At 71.6% G+C, this 19,815-nt stretch carries 18 protein-coding genes; 9 read left to right on the top strand and 9 right to left on the bottom strand.

What is annotated here, in order from left to right:
- A partial coding sequence (locus tag ABZ078_RS38345) for a daptide-type RiPP (RefSeq protein WP_356583166.1) occupies window positions 1-125 on the top strand: 125 nt, incomplete at its 5' end.
- Window positions 126-135: 10 nt separating this feature from the next.
- On the opposite strand, the gene ABZ078_RS38340 is transcribed toward ABZ078_RS38345, so the two are convergent.
- The 6 genes from ABZ078_RS38340 to ABZ078_RS38315 all read right to left on the bottom strand — a co-directional run bounded on the left by ABZ078_RS38340 (window position 136) and on the right by ABZ078_RS38315 (window position 8,392).
- Complete coding sequence (locus ABZ078_RS38340) at window positions 136-1,968, bottom strand: hypothetical protein (protein WP_356583163.1); 1,833 nt, start codon at window positions 1,966-1,968, stop codon at window positions 136-138.
- A 49-nt stretch (window positions 1,969-2,017) separates the two neighbouring features.
- Window positions 2,018-3,736, bottom strand: a complete 1,719-nt coding sequence (locus tag ABZ078_RS38335; RefSeq protein ID WP_356583162.1) for a hypothetical protein — start codon at window positions 3,734-3,736, stop codon at window positions 2,018-2,020.
- A 2-nt stretch (window positions 3,737-3,738) separates the two neighbouring features.
- On the bottom strand, window positions 3,739-4,638 hold the full coding sequence (locus ABZ078_RS38330) for a carbohydrate ABC transporter permease (protein WP_356583161.1): 900 nt from the start codon (window positions 4,636-4,638) through the stop codon (window positions 3,739-3,741).
- Window positions 4,635-5,546 (bottom strand): sugar ABC transporter permease, encoded by a 912-nt coding sequence (locus tag ABZ078_RS38325; protein ID WP_356583160.1) that lies wholly within the window; start codon window positions 5,544-5,546, stop codon window positions 4,635-4,637. The genes ABZ078_RS38330 and ABZ078_RS38325 overlap by 4 nt, the downstream gene beginning before the upstream one ends.
- Window positions 5,547-5,670: 124 nt before the next feature.
- Entirely contained in the window at window positions 5,671-6,996 is a 1,326-nt protein-coding gene (locus ABZ078_RS38320) for an extracellular solute-binding protein (protein ID WP_356583159.1), read from the bottom strand.
- 274 nt (window positions 6,997-7,270) lie between these two features.
- A complete protein-coding gene (locus ABZ078_RS38315) occupies window positions 7,271-8,392 on the bottom strand; it encodes an ROK family transcriptional regulator (RefSeq protein ID WP_356583158.1) in 1,122 nt (373 codons plus the stop codon).
- Between the two features lie 429 nt (window positions 8,393-8,821).
- On the opposite strand from ABZ078_RS38315, the gene ABZ078_RS38310 reads away from it, so the two are divergent.
- The 5 genes from ABZ078_RS38310 to ABZ078_RS38290 all read left to right on the top strand — a co-directional run bounded on the left by ABZ078_RS38310 (window position 8,822) and on the right by ABZ078_RS38290 (window position 15,325).
- A complete protein-coding gene (locus ABZ078_RS38310) occupies window positions 8,822-9,721 on the top strand; it encodes a BadF/BadG/BcrA/BcrD ATPase family protein (protein ID WP_356583157.1) in 900 nt (299 codons plus the stop codon).
- Between the two features lie 174 nt (window positions 9,722-9,895).
- Window positions 9,896-11,818, top strand: a complete 1,923-nt coding sequence (locus tag ABZ078_RS38305) for a phosphatase PAP2 family protein (RefSeq protein WP_356583156.1) — start codon at window positions 9,896-9,898, stop codon at window positions 11,816-11,818.
- A 96-nt stretch (window positions 11,819-11,914) separates the two neighbouring features.
- Entirely contained in the window at window positions 11,915-13,552 is a 1,638-nt protein-coding gene (locus tag ABZ078_RS38300; protein WP_356583165.1) for a phospholipid carrier-dependent glycosyltransferase, read from the top strand.
- An 84-nt stretch (window positions 13,553-13,636) separates the two neighbouring features.
- A complete protein-coding gene (locus ABZ078_RS38295; protein ID WP_356583155.1) occupies window positions 13,637-14,560 on the top strand; it encodes a MurR/RpiR family transcriptional regulator in 924 nt (307 codons plus the stop codon).
- A gap of 396 nt (window positions 14,561-14,956) precedes the next feature.
- Window positions 14,957-15,325: a hypothetical protein gene (locus tag ABZ078_RS38290; protein ID WP_356583154.1), complete on the top strand. Its 369-nt coding sequence runs from the start codon at window positions 14,957-14,959 to the stop codon at window positions 15,323-15,325.
- Window positions 15,326-15,362: 37 nt separating this feature from the next.
- Here the strand turns inward: ABZ078_RS38290 and ABZ078_RS38285 are convergent, their stop codons facing one another.
- Window positions 15,363-16,160 carry a cellulose binding domain-containing protein gene (locus tag ABZ078_RS38285; RefSeq protein WP_356583153.1) on the bottom strand — a complete coding sequence of 266 codons (798 nt, stop codon included), beginning with the start codon at window positions 16,158-16,160 and terminating at the stop codon, window positions 15,363-15,365.
- A 190-nt stretch (window positions 16,161-16,350) separates the two neighbouring features.
- On the opposite strand from ABZ078_RS38285, the gene ABZ078_RS38280 reads away from it, so the two are divergent.
- Together ABZ078_RS38280 and ABZ078_RS38275 are read left to right on the top strand one after the other, a co-directional pair.
- Window positions 16,351-17,091 (top strand): TetR family transcriptional regulator, encoded by a 741-nt coding sequence (locus ABZ078_RS38280; RefSeq protein WP_356583152.1) that lies wholly within the window; start codon window positions 16,351-16,353, stop codon window positions 17,089-17,091.
- 168 nt (window positions 17,092-17,259) lie between these two features.
- Window positions 17,260-17,673 carry a zinc ribbon domain-containing protein gene (locus ABZ078_RS38275; RefSeq protein ID WP_356583151.1) on the top strand — a complete coding sequence of 138 codons (414 nt, stop codon included), beginning with the start codon at window positions 17,260-17,262 and terminating at the stop codon, window positions 17,671-17,673.
- 343 nt (window positions 17,674-18,016) lie between these two features.
- Here ABZ078_RS38275 and ABZ078_RS38270 read toward each other — a convergent pair whose 3' ends face one another.
- Window positions 18,017-18,409: a PPOX class F420-dependent oxidoreductase gene (locus tag ABZ078_RS38270; protein ID WP_356583150.1), complete on the bottom strand. Its 393-nt coding sequence runs from the start codon at window positions 18,407-18,409 to the stop codon at window positions 18,017-18,019.
- Between the two features lie 33 nt (window positions 18,410-18,442).
- On the bottom strand, window positions 18,443-19,621 hold the full coding sequence (locus ABZ078_RS38265; protein WP_356583149.1) for an aminotransferase class I/II-fold pyridoxal phosphate-dependent enzyme: 1,179 nt from the start codon (window positions 19,619-19,621) through the stop codon (window positions 18,443-18,445).
- Between ABZ078_RS38265 and ABZ078_RS38260 the strand changes: the two genes are divergently transcribed.
- On the top strand, window positions 19,620-19,790 hold the full coding sequence (locus ABZ078_RS38260) for a hypothetical protein (protein WP_356583148.1): 171 nt from the start codon (window positions 19,620-19,622) through the stop codon (window positions 19,788-19,790). The genes ABZ078_RS38265 and ABZ078_RS38260 overlap by 2 nt on opposite strands.
- Window positions 19,791-19,815 lie beyond the last annotated feature (25 nt).

Raw genomic sequence — 19,815 nt, 5'->3', positions numbered from 1 at the left:
AGGCCGTCGCCGCCGACTCCGAGCTGGAGATGCAGGAGCTGGAGGCCCTGGAGGCCCCGGGCTGGGTGCCGGCCACGGCACTGCCCGTCCCGCACGAGCCGCCGGCCGCCCGTGCGGGGGCGTGAGCAACAGGCCCTAAGCGGCCCGCAGGGTCAGTTCCGGCTCGCCGTGCGCGTCGCCCGACGCCTCGCCGATCACGGCGGTGAACGCCTCGGTGCGGACCGTCAGCCCTGAACCGTCGTGTGCGAAGGCGGGCGCGAACGGGCCCGTCGGGCCGTACCGTACGGCGAAGACGTGCAGGTCCTCGGGGGCGCCGGGCGCCGGATCGGCCTCCAGGGCCGTCGAGCTGACCAGGTGGCGCCAGCCCTCGTCGGGGTTGCCGTAGCCACGGGGGTCGGCCGCGAGCGCGAAGGCCGTCTGTTCCTGGGTCCGGTCCGCGCGGGCGTCGAAGTGGTCCACGCCGTCCGACTCGGGGTGGGTGAGGCGCAGTTCGCCCGCCGACGTGACGTCCGCGTCCGCGGTCCTGCGCACCCGGTCGCCGTCGTCCGTGGCGTACGGCAGGCCCGCGAGCAGGTACGGCGTGCCGGGGAGCCGCTCCACCGCGACCGTCATCCACAGGCTGCCGCCGTCGGTGACGTACAGGGACTGCACGTGGCGCAGGACGTGGTCGCGGCCGACGACCGGCTTGGTGACCAGCTTGGCCGTGAGGCCGTCGGCGCTCACGTCGCGCACGCGGACCTCGCCCATGGGACGGCACAGCAGGAAGCCGTCGAGGACGGGGCCGAAGCCGTGCTGCCGGTTCACGGCCGCGGGCAGGTAGTAGGTGCCCGCGGCTTCGACGAGCGAGGGGGTCATACGGCTGTCGAAGGCCACCGAGACCGTGCCCGCCCGCAGTTGGTGGCGGGCCGGGGTGGACGACGGGCTGCGGTGCCAGCGGGTGGTGTCCTGGATCTGCCAGACCAGCATCCAGGCGAAGTGGCCGTCGAGTCCGCCGTCCGCCTTGACCGCGTGCCGGCCCCAGCGGGTGTCGCCCCGGTAGCGACCGAGGTCGGAGCCGATGCGGGCACTGAAGTACCGCAGGCCGAGGACCGACTCGAACCCGCTGTGCTGTTCGCTGTAGCGCGGTCCGCCGTTGTCGAAGCCGCCGCCGGTCAGGCGGGCGTCGATGTAGCGGGCGAGCGCGTCGCCGTCCTCGGCGAAGATCTCCTCGCCGCTGACCCGGTGGGCCTGGGCGAGGAAGGACAGGGAGATCGGGCCGTAGTTGTTGTCGTACGCGCCGCCGTGCTCGGGTGGCAGCAGTGCGCCACGGTCCGCGACCCGGTGGGCCCGGATCTCGTCGACGTACAGGGCGATCGCCCGCGCGCGCACCGGTTCGGCCTGCTCCGGCGGGAGATGGCGGGCCAGCATCAGGCCGCCGACGACGCAGCCGATGGCCTGGTTGCCGGCCTCCTGCGGGTTGAAGAAGGTCGCCTCGGTCAGCCAGCGCCAGTAGCCGTGCGCCACCTGCAGGAGTTCGGCGCGCTGCTCGTCCTCGACGAGGCCCTCCGCGAGGTCCAGCACGTCGACCGCCTGGAGCAGCGCCCACACCGTGCTCGGCCAGTCGCCGATGGGATGGGCGCCCGCCTCCAGCACGTAACGCGCGTACGGCAGGCCGGTGTCGCGGGCTTTGAGGTTCGGGTAGCCGGGGTTGTCCTCGGTGTACACGCGCTCGCGCAGGTGGAAGGCGAGGCTGCGGCGCACCGCCTCGGGCAGCCGCGGGTCCTTGCCGCGCTGCCAGGCGAGGGCGAGGAGCGAGGTGATGCCGAGGGAGGTGTCGCCGATGTCCTCTACGCAGTCGGGGTGTTCGAGGTTGCCCTCCGGGGTGAGCCGGGCCAGGGCTTCCTCGGTGACACCGGCGAGGACCGCGTCGTAGGCCTCCGGGGTGTCGGGGAGGTTGTGCAGGGCGCCGAGCTGGCGAGGCAGGTGCACGGGTGGTCAGCCCTTCATCCGGAGGTGGCCATGGTGTGGGTCGTCGGGGTCACACGACAAGTGCGGGCCGGCGGGCGCGCAGTGCGACGGTCAGTGTGTGCGGGCCGTGTCCACCGATATAGACGCGGTTCCCGGTCGTGGCGTCGGTGCCGCCCACCACGGTGTGGTCCTGACCCGGGTCATACCGCAGGAGGTCGCGCCGGTCCGGTCCGGCCAGCGGTTCGCCTGCCTCGACGTCGGCCTCGATCCGGATCTCGTCGTCACCGACCCGGTAGGTCATCGGCCCGGTCGTCAGGCACCAGCGCCCGTCGCCGATCGGTACGGCGCCCTCTGGCACGCCGCCCGGCCGGAAGGTCAGTTCGAGGGCCCAGGGCACCCGTGGTCCGCTCATGTCGATCCGCAGGTCGGCACCGTCCTCCCTCAGGTCCACCTCGACGCGGGTCGTGTGGGAGACCTCGTCCCGAGGCCGGTCCGGGAAGGCCATCGCGGCCGAGAAGCGTCCCTCGTCCGCCATCCGATAGGCGCCGTCGTCCCGTCGCCGGCCCGCAGGGAGCGGCTGGTAGTAGGTGGCCGAGAGGGTTTCGGTGAGCAGGTAGCGGCCGTCGGCGAGCCATTGCATGCCAGCGGCGCGAAACGGGCCCATGTCGAAGAATCCTCGCGAGAGACGGACCGCGTCGAGGACCGCGTCGCCGGCGAACAGACGCAGGAAGGTGGGGTTGCAGGCGAGGCCCGAGCGGATGCGCCGGTGCTCGGGCACGTCGGAGCCGCCGTACACCACCGTGTGCGCGGTGGCCGAGGCGCGTGCGGCGAGGCGGGCGGTGGTGATGTACCGGTCGCGCGGAAGTGTCTCCGCAACCGGTGTCGGCGGGACGCGGCACAGGTCCGGAGTGAGGAGGGTCTCGGCGAGCAGGTCGGGGTCGTCGATGCCGCCTGCGGCCGCCAGCCGCGCCGCCCGGCTGAAGTCACCCCGGCCGGTGCGGATCGCGAGCAGCCGGTAGTGCGGCAGATAGGGCGCCAGCGGGAACGGGTGGTTCTGCTCCTGCCGTCGCGAGTGGACGGTCTCCACCGTGCCGTCCGGCCTGATGAGGTCCAGTGTCGTGGCGAGATTGCGTTCCACGGCGTCCAGCAGGTCGGCGCGGCCGAGGACGTGGGCCAGCAGCAGCAGCGACGGGTTGGACACGTGGGCCGCGTAGTTGGCGCTCCGTTCCGAGTAAAGGCCCTCCGCGTCGATGTCGACGCCCTCGGCGAGCCACTCCTCGACGCGGTCGAGCAGCCGGTCGTCCGGGAACGACCGGTGCAGCCGGGCCAGCGCCGCGCACAACTCCCAGCGGTGGTTGGGCGTGTGCACCCCACCGGTCAAAAGACTGCCGGAGGCGGCACCGGCGATCTCGGCGAGGGCGGCCGTGACGTCGCGCAGTTCCGGTCCCGCGCCGGCGGCGAGGACGTGGGCATCGCACACGTCGTTGACGGTGAAGGCGGAGTCCGGCGGTGACTGCACGTTGTCGCCGCCGGCGAAGAGGCCGGTGGCGGTCTGCGCGGCCCGCAGGGCGCTCAGGTGGGTCATCGCGGCGGCGACGGCCTGCCTGCTGCCGTGCAGTGCCGAGTCCGGGGACCGGTATGCCGCGACCAGGGTCTTCACCCGCCGCGCCAGACCACGGTGCGGCACACCGGCGGGTTCCTCGTCGGGGCCGGCCGCCAGCGGGGCGGCCAGCCGGTCGGCGGCGCGGGCCGCCGCGCGGACGAACTCGTGGTCGAGCGGGGTGGGCAAGGTCAGTCCTTCAGTCCGGCGTTGATGTCGGCGTTCATGACGTAACGCTGGAACACCAGGAAGACGACGATCAGCGGGATCATGGAGATGACCGAGCCGCCGAGCACCACCGACCAGTTGATGTTCTGCGCGCCGACGAGGCTCTGGATGCCGATCTGCACGGTGAACTTGCTGGGGTCGTTGAGCATCAGCAGCGGCCAGATGTAGTCGTTCCACCGCCACTGGAACGACAGGATGGCGAGCGTCAGCATGATGGGCCGGGAGATCGGCACCATGATCCGCAGGAAGATCGACAGTTCACGCGCCCCGTCGATGCGGGCGGCCTCGATGAGCTCGTCGGGGACCGTCAGGAAGAACTGGCGGAACATGAAGCATCCGGTCGCGGTGAGCACGGCCGGGACGATGATGCCGGCGAGCGAGTTGTACAGGCCGAGGTCGCGGACCACCAGGAACTGCGGGGCGAGCATGACCTCGCCCGGCAGCATCGTGGTGGCCAGAATGCCGACGAAGAAGACCTTGAGCCACTTGTTGTCGTACTTGGCCAGCGCGTACCCGGTGCAGCAGCTGACTCCCACCGTGAGGATCGTCGCGATCACACACACGATGGTCGTGTTGATGAAGTACTGGGAGAAGTTGGCGCCGTCCCACGCTGCCTTGTAGCCCGACAGGGTGGGGTCGTCCGGAAACAGCGCCAGCGAGGAGAACAGGTCTCCCGCCGGTTTGAAGGAGCTGAGGACGAACCACAGCACCGGAAACCCGTAGAGGGCCGCCAGGACCCACAGCAGTGTCGTCGCGGGCACCGCGCGCCGGAGCCCGCCGCTCGCCGCGCCGCGCGGCCGCTTCTTGGGAACCGCCCGCCCGGGCCCGGCGTCGACCTTGCGTGGCATGTCTGTGGTTGTCATCGGTTCTCCACCCGCCGGTTGACGACCAGCTGGATGATCGCGACGGCCATCAGGATGAGCATGAGCACGAACGACGCGGCGCTCGCGTAGCCGATCTGGCCCGATTTGAAGCCGGTCTGGTAGATGTACTGGACAAGCAGGTTGTTCGACGTTCCGGGTCCGCCGTTGTTGAGGGAGGCGAACAGCGGGTATTCCTTCATCGCGTGGATCGTGTTGAGCAGGATGACGATGAAGGAAGTCGGCGCGATGCTCGGCAGTGTGATGCTGATGAACTGGCGCCACGGACCAGCGCCGTCGAGCGAGGCCGCCTCGTAGTAGGACCGCGGTACGTTCTTGATCGCCGCGATGAACAGCAGCATCGAGAAGCCCGTCCAGGCCCAGGATGCCGCCACCACCACCACGATCAGCGACAGGTCCGCGTTCGACTGCCACGGAACGGCACTTCCGCCGAACTTCTCGATGAGGTGGTTGACCAGTCCGAAGTTCTCACCGAACAGCCACCGCCACAGGACACCCACGACGATGGGCGACAGCAGCCACGGGATGAAGAAGAAGACGCGGGCGACCGACACGCCCTTGGCGTTCTTGCTCACCAGCACGTTGGCGATGAGCAGCGAGAACACGAAGTTCAGCGGAACGAAGAGCACGGTGTACAGCAGCGTCCGGGTCAGCGCGTCGAAGAAGGTGGAGTCCCCGAACAGGTTCTGGTAGTTGTCCAGTCCGATGAACTGGAACGCCCCCACGCCCGTGTAGTTCGTGAAGGAGTAGACGAGCCCGATCACCGCCGGCCAGACGAAGAACAGCGCGAAGAGCACGACATTGGCCGCGATGAGGACGAGTGGCGCGGCGGTGTACTTGCTGCGTCTCCTGGGCGGGCTCACGGACACGTCCGAGGCGCGTTTTGTCATCTTCCTGACTCCGTGCTGGTGGAATGAGTTCCTGTGGGCTCAGGCCGTGAGCCCGGCATCACGTGGGGCCCCCAGGCCCGGGCGGCGGTGTCTCGACCCGCCGCCCGGGCCTGCCGGCCTGCGATCAGCCGCCGACCTGCTGGTTGTAGCCGGCCACGATGTTCTCCAGGGCCTTGTCGGCCGACTGCTGGCCGTTGATCGCCTTGCCGAGCTCCGTCTTGGTCGGGTCGTCGGTGAGGCTCTTGCCCTTCAGCACCCAGTTCGTCTGCGCGGTGTTGAAGTAGCCGGAGATCGGGTCGTAGAGCGGGATCGACTCGTTGTACAGCTTGAATGCCGCCTGCGCCGCCTCGGACTTGAAGGGGTACTTCGGGTTCAGACCGCTTTCGACCGGCAGGAACCCGGACGCCTCGCACAGCGCCTGGTAGTGGGCCGGCTCGTACAGCCAGGACAGGAACTTGTTCGCGGCGGTGGCCGCGTCGGCGTTGTTGTTGAAGCCCACCGTCATGCCGCCGCTGTTGACGTCGCTGGCCTGCACCGGCTGGGCGGGAGTCGGGACGCTCGCCCACTCGAACTTCGTGATGCTCTCCGCGAAGGAGGCAACCTGCCACACGCCGGACCAGTAGGCGACCACGTCACCGCTCTGGAACATGGCCGACGGGTCGGCGCCGCTGGTCCACACCGACTTCGGCATGGTCTTGTCGTCGTTCAGTCCGACGAAGTACTTCACGGCCTTCTTGGTCGCCGCGTCCACCGAGAACTTGCCCGAGGAGTCCGCGTGGACGTACTTCCCGCCCATCTCGTACACCATGGCGCGCAGCCGGGACGGCGACTGGTCGAAGGTCAGGGAGTACTTGGCGCCGGTCTTCTCCCGGACCTTGTTCGCCGCGGCGATGAAGTCGGTCCAGGTCCAGGTCTTCTGGGGCGAGGTCGGGAAGGAGACGCCGGCCTTTTCGAAGAGGGACTTGTTGATGAACAGGCCGGAGGCGGTGATGTCCGAGGGGATGGACAGCACCTTCCCGGACGAGTCCTTGGCGACGAAGTTGGTGTTGATCTTGTTGCTCTTGTTGTTGGCGATGGAGCTGAGGTCGATCAGCTTGTTCGACCAGATCGGGTCCAGCTTCGGCACCGTCGCCACGTCGGGCAGGGAGTTCGCCTGCGCGGCGTTGCGCAGCTTCGCGTCGTAGCCGTCGTAGGGGATGTTGACGAGCTTGACGTCGACGCCGGTTTCCTTCTTGTACTGCGCCACCATCTTCTTCCAGCCCGCGTCCTGCCCCGGAACCGTGGAGATCCAGAACGTCAGCGACTTGGAGGTACCGCCCGAGCCGGAGTCCGACCCTCCGCAGGCGGAGAGCAGCAGGGCACCTGCCGTGGCCACGGCAGCGAGGGGGACCAGGCGGCGCATACCGCCGCGGCCGAGTCGGCGGGAGCGCCGCACACCCACAGTGGTCATCTTCGATCCCATTTCGTGGTAGGGGACGGAGCACGGCGCCGACCGAGGCGGCACGGGTGCATTGTGCAGAAAATTTCGCTTTCTGGGGGCGCGGCCTCGCCCGGCCGCGTCGCCTTGACGGGTGGGGTCCCCGGCCATGAGGGCCGTCGTCGCACAAGCACGCCCTCGTGCGGCTGCCGTACTTCGCGTACGGGCGGGAGGCTCACCCGGAGTCGGCGTCCCGGCCGACTCAGAAAGCGCTTGTCCGGACATTGGCAGATCGAGTCGGAAGCCGTCAATCCTTCGACCCCCCGGCCTCGGTCACGGTTTGGACTCCATGGGAGACCGCGAGCCGGGAAGCGCCCACGACCGTGCCGAGGTCCCCGACCGTGCTGCTGACCACTTCGGTGGGCCAGCTCAACCGGTCGAGTTCGGCCCGCACACCGGGCAGTACCTGCGGGTCCGCGCCGGTGCTGCCGCCGAGCACGATCAGTCCCGGGTCCAGTACGGCGGTCACGGCGGCGGCGAGACGACCGATGTCCGCGGCATGGCGGCCGATCACGGCGCGGGCCGCGGCCCGGCCCTGGCCGGCCAGGGCGAAGAGCTGCTCGGCGGTGCGCGGGCAGGGCCCGTCCTCGTCCGGCCAGGCATCGGCCGCGCGCCGCAGGAGCGAGCGGGCGCCGATGTACTCCTCCAGGGCCTCGTGGCGCGGCTCCCGGCCGTCGTCCCACGGGTAGGGCAGCCGGGCCAGCTCACCGGCGGCGCCGTTGGCTCCGCGCAGCACCTGCCCGCCGACCACGATGCCGAGGCCGATACCGACGCCGATGCGCAGGTAGCCGAAGGTGCGCCGGCCGCGCGCGGCGCCCTCGTGCAGTTCGGCGAGCGCGGCGCAGTTGACGTTGTTCTCGAGGTGGACGGGAACGCCCGGCGGCAGGGCGACGGCCATGGCGTCGAAGACGGGGCCGGCCTTGGCCGTGGCGGGGCGCATGCGGGCGCCCTCCTTCTCCCGTGCGGTGACGTCACCGACGGCGACGACGACGGTGCGCAGCGGTGCGTCGGCGGGCAGTGTGACGAGCGCCTCGCGCACCACGTCGGCCGCCTCCTGCCGGGTCCCGGTGGCCTGGGCGAGCAGGGTGCCGTCCAGGGCGCAGCCGCGCACCCGGGTCAGGGCGGGTCCCAGGTCGACGGCGAGCACGGCCCCGGCGGCCGGCCCGAGACCGTAGACGGCGGCGGAACGGCCCGTGCCGCCGGAGGCGGTGCCGGAGTGGGCAGCCAGCCGGGCGCTCTCCAGCTCCGCCACGGCGGAGGACACGGTGGGCTTGGACAGGCCCGCCAGACTCGCGAGCTGCGGCCGGGTCGCGCTGCCGGCCCCGGCCAGCACGGCGAACACCGCACGCGCGCTCTCGCTCAGGTCCATGCTCTCCCCAGGTGGTGCTGCGGCGGCCGGGCGCCGCCGGAGAAGTCCGGGCGCGCTCCCGCGCCGCCCGGCACGCGGTCTCGCCGCACCGGCCGAGGCCCCAGTAGCTGTCCCCCGGTCTCGATTCCGTTCGACCAGGAGACCCCCACAGAGAACCCTCGTCCGCACGCCACGAGCACGCACCGGACAACACGGGAACGCATCCGGACTTCCCGGCTCCGCCAAGGGCCGCCAAGGTCGTTCGGCATCGGGTTTCCGCGCCTCTTGACGCGCACCCTACTTCGTTAGTTAACTCCCTAACGAAGTGCACGGTACTCGCCTGCCGTGTTCCGCACGAGGCCCGTCCCGGGGCTTCCCGATATTTCACACTGCCGTTCCGAGCACGGTTCGCCCGCCGTCATCGCGCTGCGCAACGACGAAAGAGGACCCGTGCAGGAGACGACGCCCCTCGTGGTCGGCATCGACGTGGGCGGCACCAAGACGCATCTCCGCGCCTACGCGGGGGACGCCCTGGTCGCCGATCACGTCCGGACGAGCAGCGGCTGGCGGCCGCACGACCCCGTGGCCGCCGCCGGCTGGCTGGCCGCGCTCGTCGCCGACGCCCTGCCGAGGGGTGCGCGCCCGTCCGCCCTGGCCGTGGGCGGGCACGCCTGCGAGACGCCTCGCCAGTGCGCCCAGATCCGCACCGCTCTCCAACTCCACTTCGACGCGCCCGCGTCGGTGGTGGGCGACGCCGAACTGCTCGTCCCCGCCGCCGGGTTGGACAAGGGTGTCGGCCTGGTCGCCGGCACCGGCTCGGTCGCGGTCGGCAGGCTGGCCGACGGCACGTCCGTCCAGGTCGGCGGCTGGGGCGCGGTCCTCGGCGACGAAGGCGGCTCCGCGGGGCTCGTCCGTGAGTCCGTGCGGGCCGTGTGGGCGGCGCACGACCGCGGGGAGGAGCCCGACGCCCTCGCTCGCGGGCTGCTCGACGCCTTCGGTGTCGCCGAAGTACCCGCGCTCGGCGCGGCGTTGGAGAGCGCCACCGACGTGTCCGCCAAGTGGGGCCGGCATGCGCCGGTCGTGTTCGCGGCAGCCGAGGCCGGTTCGGCGCCCGCCCGTGCGGTGATCGCCGAGGGCGGCCGTTCGCTGGCCGCGCTCGTCGCACGGCTCGACGCGCGCGGGGTGGTGGTGGACGACGTCGTGGTGGCCGGCAGCACGGTTCTGGCCCAGCCCGTCCTGTACGACACCTTCGCCCGCGCTCTCGCCGAGAGCGTGCCGGGGGCGCGGGCGCTGCCGCTGCGACAGCCTCCCGTCGAAGGGGCGGTGGCGCTTGCCCGTTCACTTGTGTGACACCTGCCGGACGCCGGGCCATCCCGAGTCCGACACAACCCGCCCGTAGATCTTCGCTCGTACGACTCGATCACCCGCGCCCCGTGCGTGTCGGTCACAGGCGCGCCATGCGGTCGAGTCGGTCCGTTCGCCCTCCTCCCGGCCGCATGGCCGAAGAACTCAAGAGAGGCTCGCATGCCGTCATCCGCCGGGCTCCAGGCCACCCCGTCCCTGAACAGAAGGCGCTTTCTGACGACCTCGGTCGGCGGTGGGGTGGCCCTCGTGGCCGTCCCCGCCGTCGCCGGCTGGCTCCCCGCCGCGGACGCCAAGGCCGCCTCGAACGCCGCCGCCTTCGTGGACGACTACAAGACCAACGTCCTCGCGAACCAGACACCCGAGACCAATGCGGTGGTCCGTGTCCTCGGCGGCTTCGCGCGGGTGTGGAAGACCGGCGGCGCCTGGAACACCGGGACGCCGCTGATGCCCGAGGTGCTGCGCGCGAACATGCGCTACTGCGCCCGGATCACCGCCGCGCGGACGGACGCTCAGGCGAAGGAATCCTTCATCGTCGACCGTCAGCACCAGAGCTACTCGATGATCGCCGGACTCGGTCCGCTCGCCGACCTGTACAAGTCGGGTGCCAAGGCGGTCACTTCGATCACCGGCGCGCCGGACGGCACCCCCGCCGGGAAGATCAGCGACACCCTGCCCGCCGACGCGCCGGCCGGTTCCGCGCTCGGCGCGGGGTCGCACGATTCCGAACTCGGCAAGGTGGCCAAGCTCGTCGACACGCTGCGCGGCAACTTCGCCTCCAGCAACCCGTCCAAGTTCGCCTACCATTACCCGCGTCCGTGGCGGATGAACGAGGACAGCGAGGTCGTCGACACCGGGAAGAAGGACGCGTTCGGCTTCCCCGTCTACGAGTCGGACGTGATCGTCGCGCCTCAACTGCTGCGGCAGCGCGCCGAGAACCCGGCCGAGGACGGCGGCTACCCCAGTGGGCACACCAACGCCGTGCACCTGGCCGCCCTGGCATACGCCTACGCCGTGCCCGAGCGTTTCCAGGAGCTGGTGACCCGCGCCTTCCACCTCGGCCACACCCGCATCGTGGCGGGCATGCACTCCACGGTCGACGTCATCGGCGGCCGCATCATGGCCACGGCCCTCGCCGCGGCCACGCTCGCCGACCCGGCCAACGCCGAGCTCAAGGCCGCCGCCCGGGCCCAGGCCCTGGCGTATTTCAAGGAGCGGACCGGCACGACGGACGACACCCTGTACGCCTACGCCCACTCGGCCGGCACCGACACCGACCCGTACGCCGACCGGGACGACAACGCCCGCCTGGTCGAGCCCAAGCTGACGTACGTGCTGCCCCGACGCGGCCGGGACGAGCCCCTGACCGTGCCGAAGGGCGCCGAGGTGCTGCTGGAGACGCGCCAGCCGTACCTGACCGCGGCCCAGCGCCGCGAGGTGCTGCGCACGACCGCGCTGCCCGGCGGGTACGTCGTGCTGGACGGCTTCGAGCAGTGGGGCCGGCTCAACCTGTTCGCAGCGGCGGACGGCTACGGCGCCTTCGAATCCGACGTGACCGTCACGCTCGACGCGGCGGCCGGGGGCTTCGGCGCGGCGGACGCGTGGCGCAACGACATCCGCGGCGAGGGCGGTCTGACCAAGCGCGGCACCGGCACGCTCACGCTGACGGGGCACAACCGCTACCACGGCGGCACGGTCGTCGAGGACGGTGTGCTGGTCGCCGGGTCGGCCAACGCGCTCGGGCAGGGCGATGTGCGGGTGGCGGGCGGCACGCTCCGCGCGGACAAGGTGCTGCGGGTGCGCGGTTCGTACGTCCAGGAGGGCGACGCTCGCCTGGAGCTGCTGCTCCGCAAGAACCACGGCCCGGCGCTCGAGGTGTCCCGCCGGGTCCTGCTGGGCCGGGGCAGCGTGCTGTCGCTGCGCCTGGACGCCGAACGGCCGCCGGTCGCGGGGACCACGGTGCCCGTCGTCGAGGCGCGGCAGCTGCGCGGCCAGTTCGACCGGGTGGAGCTGAACTCCGCCACCCTGCGAGCCGTACCCGTCTACACGACGGATGGTCTGTCGGTACGAATCCTGAAGCGGTGACGCCGGCCGCGGCGGGAGCTGATGCAGAGTAGGCGCGTGCGCCGGCTCCGCATCTGCTCCCGCCGCCGCGGGGTCGACGGCCCCGCGGAGCAGATGATGGCGCTCGAACGGCACTCGGTCCCTGCCCCGAAACCCCCGGTAGCCGCGCTCGTACCGCTCCTCGTGGTCCTGCTGCTCGCCCAGATGGCCGTCGCCATGGTGACGACGGCCGTGCAGCAGACGCCGACGATCGACGAACCCGTGTACGTGGGCACGGCGGCCGAGTATCTGCGCGAGCACCGTCTGCGCCACAACCCCGAGCATCCGCCGCTGGGAAAGCTGGTCATCGCGGTCGGAGTAGCGCTGGCCGACCCGTATGTCGACCCCTCCTTCAGCGGGGATCAGGGCCGGTGGGGGCGCCATCTGCTGTACGAGTCCGGGAACGACCCCTGGCGGCTGATGCTGTTCGCCCGCCTCCCTGTGATCGTTCTGACGCTGCTGTTCGGACTGGTCGTCTTCGTCTTCGCCCGTGAACTGGCCGGTGCGGCGGGGGGCCTGGCGGCGCTGGGGTTGTACGCCTTCTCCCCCGACGTCATCGCGCACGGCTCGCTGGCCACGCTGGACGTGCCGGCGGCCGGGTTCGTGCTGGTGTCGGTCTGGCTGCTGTGGCGGGCCCGGCGCCGGCCCCGGTGGTATGTGCCGCTCGCCGGAGTGGCGCTCGGCGCCGCCCTGGCGACCAGGATGAGCACGCTGGCCGCGGTCCCGGTGCTGGTGGCCCTCGCGGCGTTGTCGGTGTGGTGCGCGAGGCCGTCCGCCGAGCCCCGCCGCAGGGCGCTCGTGCGCGCGGTGGCGGGCGCCGGCGTCGTGGCGCTGGCCGCGATCGCCGTCGTGTGGGCGTCGTATCTGGTGGTCGATCCGCGGCTGCGCTGGGCGCCGGAGCAGCAGGTGCCCGTCGTGCGCGGGCTGCGCGGACTCGCCGTGGACCTGCTGCCGTTCCCGCGGGCGTACCGGGACGGGATGCGGATCCAGTTCGGCTTCGAGAACCAGCCGTGGCAGGGCTTTCTCTTCGGGCGCCTCTACACCGGGTCGCTCTGGTACTACCTGCCGGCCGCGCTGCTGGTGAAGACGCCGCTCGGCATGCTCGCCCTGGGGGCGGCGGGTGCCGTCGCCCTACTCGCCGTGCGGCGGCTGCGGCCGGCGGCGCCGTACCTGCTGGTCCCCGGCGCCGTCCTGCTCGCGGCGGCCATGCTCGGTTCGCGGGACCTCGGCACGCGGTACGCCGTGTTCGTGCCGCTGTTCCTGGCGGTGGCGGCCGGCTGTGTGCTCGCGGTGCGGTGGCGGTGGACGCCGGTCGCGGTGGGGGCGCTGGTGCTGTTCGTCGCGGTCAGTTCGGTGCGGACGTACCCGTACTATCTGCCGTACTCCAACGAGGCGTTCGGCGGTCCGGAGAAGACACGTCTGCGCCTGCACGACTCCAACGTGGACTGGGGCCAGGACCTGGGCCGGCTGGCCGACCGGTTGCGCGAGCGGTACCGGGGCGAGCGGATCTGGCTCGTGTACAAGGGCAGCGGGGTGCCGTCGTCCTACGGCGTCCGCGCCGCCGACCCGCGGGAGGTGCCCGTGCGTGCGGTCCGCGGGCTGCTCGTCGTGTCGGACTCCGCTTCGGCCAAGGCGACCGGGCGGCTGGCCGAACTGATCGACAGCAGTCGTCCGATCGACCGGGTCGGTCATTCGATCACGATCTACCGGCGTTGAGCGCCGACCGTCCGAGCGCACTTGGTCGCCACGGTGCGTGAGCTATGTTGAAGCACTGTGGGAGACGACAAAGGAAGCGCACCGGTGCCATCGCCCCAGCAGGCACGCGCGCAGGCGTCCGCGATCACCTCGGGCAAGACGGTCCCGGAGGTCGAGGCATCCCCGACGTCCCAGCTCAGGACGCTGTTCGATCAGCCGAGACTGTCGCCGGGACAGCGGCGCATCGCCCAGTACCTGATCGAGCACATCACCGAAGCGGCGTTCCTTTCGATCACCGATCTGGCGGAGCGGGCCGGCGTGAGCCAGCCCTCGGTGACACGTTTCGCCGCCGCGGTCGGCTTCAGTGGTTACCCCGCGCTACGGGAGAAGCTCCAGTCGATCGCCCTGGGCGCCCTCGCCGGCGGACCGGCGGCGGCCGAGGAGAACGGCGCCAACGAACTCCAGTCCGCGGTGGACGCCGAGATCGAGAACCTGGAGAACCTGCGGCGCGACTTCTCCGACCCCGACCAGGTGATCGACATCGGCCGCAAGCTCTCGCAGTCGACCCCGCTGACCGTCCTCGGACTGCGCATCTCCGGGTCCCTCGCCGAGTACTTCGCCTACGCGGCACGCCGGATCCACCCGGACGTGCGGCTGGTGACCCGGGGCGGCAGCGTCGCCTACGACGCGCTGCTCCAGTCGCGCGAGGCCGGCGGCACCTGGGTGCTGGCGTTCTCCATGCCCCGGCACGCGCAGGAGACGCTCACGGCGGTACGGGTCGCGCGCGGCGCCGGGCTGCGGGTCGCCCTGGTCACCGACCTGGCCTTCGGGCCGGTGGCCGACACGGCCGACGTCGTCTTCGCCACGGGCACCGGCTCCCGGCTGGTCTTCGACTCCTACGCCGCGCCCGGCGTGATGGCCGCCGCGCTGCTCCAGGCCATGACCGACGCCGACCCGGAGAGGACTCAGGCGCGGCTGGAGGGGTACGAGCACATCTCCGACCAGCACCAGTTCTTCCTCCGGGACTGACCCTTCACGAGGTCCTCACGCGAGGACGCCTCTCCCTGTGAGCCAAACCGCACCACAAGGGCACCATTCACTTCAAAGCACGCATGAATGTTTTCATACGCCTTGCAAAGCGGACGGCATATATAAATACTGCACACGCACCATCCGCCCGCAGAAAGCAGCCGGTCCGCTCATGCGCACGTCACCCCATCCGCCGTGCGAACGCCGTCTGCCTTTCCGGGCTCCTCAACGAACAACGAAGCCGCCGTCTCCTACCCGCGTCGGCGCTCGCGTTGTTCGGTCGGGCATCGCCTGCGCGAGCGCCCGTGGCGGCGGCCCCGGTCATCCCCTAGGCCGGGGCCGCCCCGACTCCGTCGGACACCCCGAACGACGCCGCACACCCGGAAGCGATGGACCATGCCCCTGACGACCACGCGCATCAGCCCGGACTGGCCGTGCCAGGTCAAGACCCCCGGTTCCTACGACTGGGAGCGATCGGCCGCCAAGTGGCTGCGCGAGCTGGTGCCGGCCCGCTACGCCAGCTACCCGGCGCTCATCCGTCACCCCGTGCTGCTCGCCCGCCACGCCCACATACAGGTCCAGAACGAGATCCGGGTCGCCCGCACCGCACTGCAGACCGCGCGGGCCGACCTGCCCGCGCTCGGCATGCCCGAGTCGGTCATTGAGCACACCATCAAGCTGTACGCGGCGGAGGTCATGCAGCTCCAGCACATCGCCCGCAGTGTGCGCGCGGTGTCGCAGGCACTGGTCGACCACGGGCGCTGACCTTCCCCCCGGCCGCCCGCGCCGTGCCGCCCGACCGTCAGGAGTCGTCGGCCGTCGCGGCGCAGGTGACCTTCGCCGACGGGGCTCCGGCCGAGGCGGAGGCGTCGGCGAGGAAGCCGAACGTGACGCTCGCGCCGGGCTCCAGCGCACCGTTCCAGGACGCGTTGGCGACGGTGGCCGTGCCCTCCCGCGTGGCGCTGAGGGTGCCGTCCCAGACCTGGGTGAGGCGGGCGCCGTCAGCGGGTACGACCGTCGCCGTCCAGCCCGAGGCGGCCGCGGCGGGCGCGTTGGTCACCGTCACCTCACCCTGATAACCGCCCTGCCAGCTGGAGACGGTGCGGTAGGACGCGGTGCAGGCGAGGGGGCCGCCGGGAGCACCGGCGCCGGGTGCTCCGGGCCCACCCGAGGCAGTCGGGGCGCCCGCGCCGGAGGGGGAGACGGTCGTGGACGGAGGCGGAGCCTCGGCTGACGCGCCGTCACCAAGGTCAGGGAGCAGGAAAGCACCGCCCAAGCCGATGACCGCGGCCGCCGTGACGACGACGGCGACGGTGGTGCGGCTCGGCCGGGGGCGGGATGCGGCGGGACCGGAGCCGGCGTGGCCGCCGCGCGGCGCCGGTGAGCTGCCCGCCCCCTCGGCGACGGGTGGCAGTTGCTGTGTCACGTCCTCGGCTCCGGGCAGGGAGGCGGGCAACGGCACGGTCTCGTAGCCGCCTCTGTCCTGCTCCAGCTCCTTGAACAGTTCCGCGAGGGCGTCGGTGCGGCGTGGGCGCAGCACGCGGATCGGTTCCAGGGCCGGTTCTTCGTCCGGCTGCGCGGGATCGGGCCGTGTGGGCACGCCGCTCTCCTTCCGTCCCGTCTCCACGGGGCTGTCGGGCTCTGCCATCCCCCGCAGTGATACGGGGCCGGCGTCCCGCCGGTTCAGCGCGCCGACCGACGGCGAGCGGCGGGGCACCGCGCAGCACTCAGTTCCCTCTCCACGCAGCACTGAGTGCCATGGGCACTGCTCTGGTGCTACGTTCCCGTCCATGAGCTCCAGCAGCGCGGCACCCGGCCGCGGCGAGAAGACGGATGCCGCGGCGGCGAAACCCCCGATGCGGGAGGCTCTGGTCGCGGCGGCCTTCCACCTGTTCCTGGAGCGGGGTTACGAGCAGACGACGGTCGACGACATCGTGGCACTCGCCGGTGTCGGGCGACGGTCGTTCTTCCGTTACTTCCCGTCCAAGGAGGACGTGGTCTTCCCCGACCACGAGCGGTGCCTCGCCGACATGACGGCCTTCCTTGCCGCGAGCGGCGAGGAGCACGAACCGGTGCGCCGGGTGTGCGACGCAGCCCGGCTGGTGCTGCGCATGTACGCGGAGAACCCGACCTTCTCGGTGCAGCGTTACCGGCTGACCAAGCGGGTGCCGGGGCTGCGCGCCTACGAACTGTCGGTGGTGTGGCGCTATGAGCGCGCCCTGGCCGAATACCTGCGGGCGCGCTTCGCCGGTCGGCGCGACGGAACCCTGCAGGCCGACGTGATCGCCGCCGCCGTGGTCGCGGCGCACAACAACGCGCTGCGCTCCTGGTTGCGCTCGGACGGACAGGGCGACGCGAGCGACGCGGTGGACCACGCCCTGGGGTATGTGCAGTCCGCCTTCGGTGCCGCCCCTCCCCCGCGCCCGACCGGTGCCGAGCAGCCCGAGGACGTGGTGGTCGTCGTGTCCCGGCGCGGTGCGCCGCTCTGGCGGGTCGTCCAGGAGATCGAGACGACGCTCGGGCGGGACTGAGACAACGGGTCTCACACCCTGCCCATATTCAGGGGTACGGAGTGCCTTTACCTGTGGCACTGAGTGCCATACCCTGTGGGCGTGCACGGTGGCACGTGAACCGCGCACGTGCGTGCGCGGATGACCCGGGCGCGCGGGATTCCGGCCGAGTGCAGGGAGTTGACCAGCGTGTACCACCACTCAGGAACCGTTGCTCGTCAGGCCGCCGGCTTCGGGGCCGGGGTACTCGACGCCGCGGCCCCCGACACGGAGGCCATGCTCTTCCAGCGCTGCACCTGGTGCGGCACCGCGATGTACCACCGGCTGCTGTGCCCGGTGTGTCAGGGCAGTGACCTGCGCACGGAGCGCAGCGAGGGGGTGGGGACCGTCCGGCATTCCACGGTGGTCCACCGCAACTCCCCCGCGGCGCGCAATGTGTCGCTCGTCGAGATGGCCGAGGGGTTCGTCGTACGCGGCCGGGTCATGGGCCCGCCCATCGGCATCCACAGCGGCGACCGGGTCCGGCTGTCCACGGCGAAGGACCCGGTCCGGGGCGAGCCGGTGTTCCAACTGGTCGACGAGCCCTACCGCGCCTGGACCTGAACCACCGCCACCAACTCCCGCACCCGGAAGGGGACTCGGGGGTCCGGGACCTACCAGGTACCGGTCCGGGTCTCGGGGCAGGGCAGCGGGCAGGTGCGGCTGTTCGTCGCCGACCCGGCACGCACGACCTCGACGTACCCGTGAAGGTCGAGGCAACAGCCGCTACGGCTACGACCTGGGGCACGAAGTGTTGTGAAGGCGGTGCGCGGCTCCGTGGGGGCGTGCCGGAGGTGACGGGCGCGGTGCTGGACGCGTCGTGACCCACGCACCGGGGAGACGGCCGTTCCCCTCTCCCCCGGTGCGGGCGGTGGTCGCGCGGTGGACGAGTGCCGCCGTGCGCGGCTCAGCCCTTCGGCGTGAGCGTCACGCGGATGCCGACGGTGCCGTTCACGCCTCGGCGCAGCCGGCTGCCGAGGAGCGTGAGTCGGCCGGTGATCCCGTACTTGCGGGCGATGAGCGCGCGGTAACGGGCGCTGGTGGCCTCGTCGCAGAGCTCGGCGGTGGCGGGGATCTGCTCACCGGTCGGCTTGCCTCGCAGGTCGCACGGGCCGACCAGGACGTCGCCGCGGGCCCGGATGCGCTTGACCTTCCAGGAGTCGGCGACCGTCCACACGCCCAGCCCGTCCCCGTCACGGACCACCCAGACCGGGGTGGGGACGCCCGTGCCGTTCTTGCGGTAGCTGGTGAGGAGCAGGTACTTGCCGGCCCCGAGCGGGTCGAGCGACGTGTCGTCCATGGCCGGAAGTGTAGGCACGGGAAGTCCGTTGCCTCACGCGAGGGCCGCCGCCATCCTCCGGACGCCCTCTGTGATCAGCTCGGGCGACGTGGCCAGGTTCAGCCGTACGTGCCCCGTGCCGCCGGTGCCGAACGGGATCCCGGAGTTCAGCGCGACCCGGCCGCGGTGCAGGAAGATCTCCGCCGGGTCCTCGTCGAGGTCGAGGGCGCGGCAGTCCAGCCAGGCGAGGTAGGTGGCCTCGCCCGGGCGGTGGGTGATCGCCGGGAGGTGTTCGGCCAGCAGGTCCGTGAGCAGGCGCCGGTTGTCGTCGAGGCCGGCGAGCAGGGCGTCGAGCCAGCCGGTGCCGTCGCGCAGGGCGGCGGTGTGGGCGATGATGCCGAGGTGGCTCGGCCCGTGGCTGACCTCTTCGGGCAGGCGGGCCAGGTCGGCGGCGGCCGCGGGACCGGCGATGGCCAGGGCCGCCTTGAGGCCGGCCAGGTTCCACGCCTTCGACGCCGACATGAGCGACAGCCCGCTGTCGCCGCCCGGGACGCTCAGGTACGGCACGAACTCGACGCCGCCGGCGGTGAGCGGCGCGTGGATCTCGTCGGCGACGACACGCACGCCGTGGCGGTCGGCGAGGGCGGCCACGGCGGCCAGTTCGCCGGCGGTGTGCACCGTGCCGGTCGGGTTATGGGGGCTGCACAGCAGGAAGGCGGCGCGTCGGCCGCCCGTGGTCGCCCGCCGGAACGCCGCGTCCAGGCCGTCGAGGTCGATGCGCAGGTCCGCACCCAGCGGCGCCTCGATCACCTGCCGGTCCATGTGCTCGGCGAACTGGTAGAACGGCGGATACACCGGTGAGTTCACCACGACCTGATCGCCCGGTCCGGTGACCAGTTTGAGCATCTCGACCACACCGAGCATCACATCGGGCACGATCGCCGTCCGCTCCACGGCGAGCCCGGCCCAGCCCCACCGCTTGTCGGCGAAGGCAGCGAGCGCCTCGGCGTAGGCGGTGCCCGCCGGATAGCCGGTGTCACCGAGTGCGAGGGCCTCGGTGAGCGCGTGGACGACGGGTTCGGCGAGCGGCACGTCCATCTCGGCCACCCACAGCGGCAGCACGTCGTCGGGGTAGGTGCGCCACTTCATGCTCGTGCGACGACGCAGCCGGTCGAGCCCGAGTGCGCGAAGCGGATTCGGTTCACCGGACGTCTCGTGCGGGATCCTGGTCATGGGGCACAAGATAGGGGGCGGTGCGGTGGCCGGGAACGGCGAGGACGGGGAGTCGGCGGTGACGGGCGGCCGACTCCTCCCGGACCGCGGGAATTCCTCGTGGGGCGACGAGCGCAGCCGGGCACTGCTCGATCCGGGACCGGCGCGAGAACGCTCACCTGTGCGGTGAACACGGGCGCGCCGGGCCACGTATG

It is taken from the genome of Streptomyces sp. NPDC006385 (assembly GCF_040612485.1).
Classification (GTDB): Bacteria; Actinomycetota; Actinomycetes; order Streptomycetales; family Streptomycetaceae; genus Streptomyces.
This window is presented reverse-complemented; position numbering and strand designations above follow the sequence as displayed.

Excerpts from the sequence above, each read along its gene's own strand:
- ABZ078_RS38330 (WP_356583161.1), bottom strand. The coding sequence starts at position 4,638 with ATGACAACCACAGACATGCCACGCAAGGTCGACGCCGGGCCCGGGCGG.
- ABZ078_RS38325 (WP_356583160.1), bottom strand. The coding sequence starts at position 5,546 with ATGACAAAACGCGCCTCGGACGTGTCCGTGAGCCCGCCCAGGAGACGC.
- ABZ078_RS38320 (WP_356583159.1), bottom strand. The coding sequence starts at position 6,996 with ATGACCACTGTGGGTGTGCGGCGCTCCCGCCGACTCGGCCGCGGCGGT.
- ABZ078_RS38315 (WP_356583158.1), bottom strand. The coding sequence starts at position 8,392 with ATGGACCTGAGCGAGAGCGCGCGTGCGGTGTTCGCCGTGCTGGCCGGG.
- ABZ078_RS38305 (WP_356583156.1), top strand. The coding sequence starts at position 9,896 with ATGCCGTCATCCGCCGGGCTCCAGGCCACCCCGTCCCTGAACAGAAGG.
- ABZ078_RS38300 (WP_356583165.1), top strand. The coding sequence starts at position 11,915 with ATGGCGCTCGAACGGCACTCGGTCCCTGCCCCGAAACCCCCGGTAGCC.
- ABZ078_RS38290 (WP_356583154.1), top strand. The coding sequence starts at position 14,957 with ATGCCCCTGACGACCACGCGCATCAGCCCGGACTGGCCGTGCCAGGTC.
- ABZ078_RS38280 (WP_356583152.1), top strand. The coding sequence starts at position 16,351 with ATGAGCTCCAGCAGCGCGGCACCCGGCCGCGGCGAGAAGACGGATGCC.
- ABZ078_RS38270 (WP_356583150.1), bottom strand. The coding sequence starts at position 18,409 with ATGGACGACACGTCGCTCGACCCGCTCGGGGCCGGCAAGTACCTGCTC.
- ABZ078_RS38260 (WP_356583148.1), top strand. The coding sequence starts at position 19,620 with ATGGGGCACAAGATAGGGGGCGGTGCGGTGGCCGGGAACGGCGAGGAC.
- ABZ078_RS38265 (WP_356583149.1), bottom strand. The coding sequence starts at position 19,621 with ATGACCAGGATCCCGCACGAGACGTCCGGTGAACCGAATCCGCTTCGC.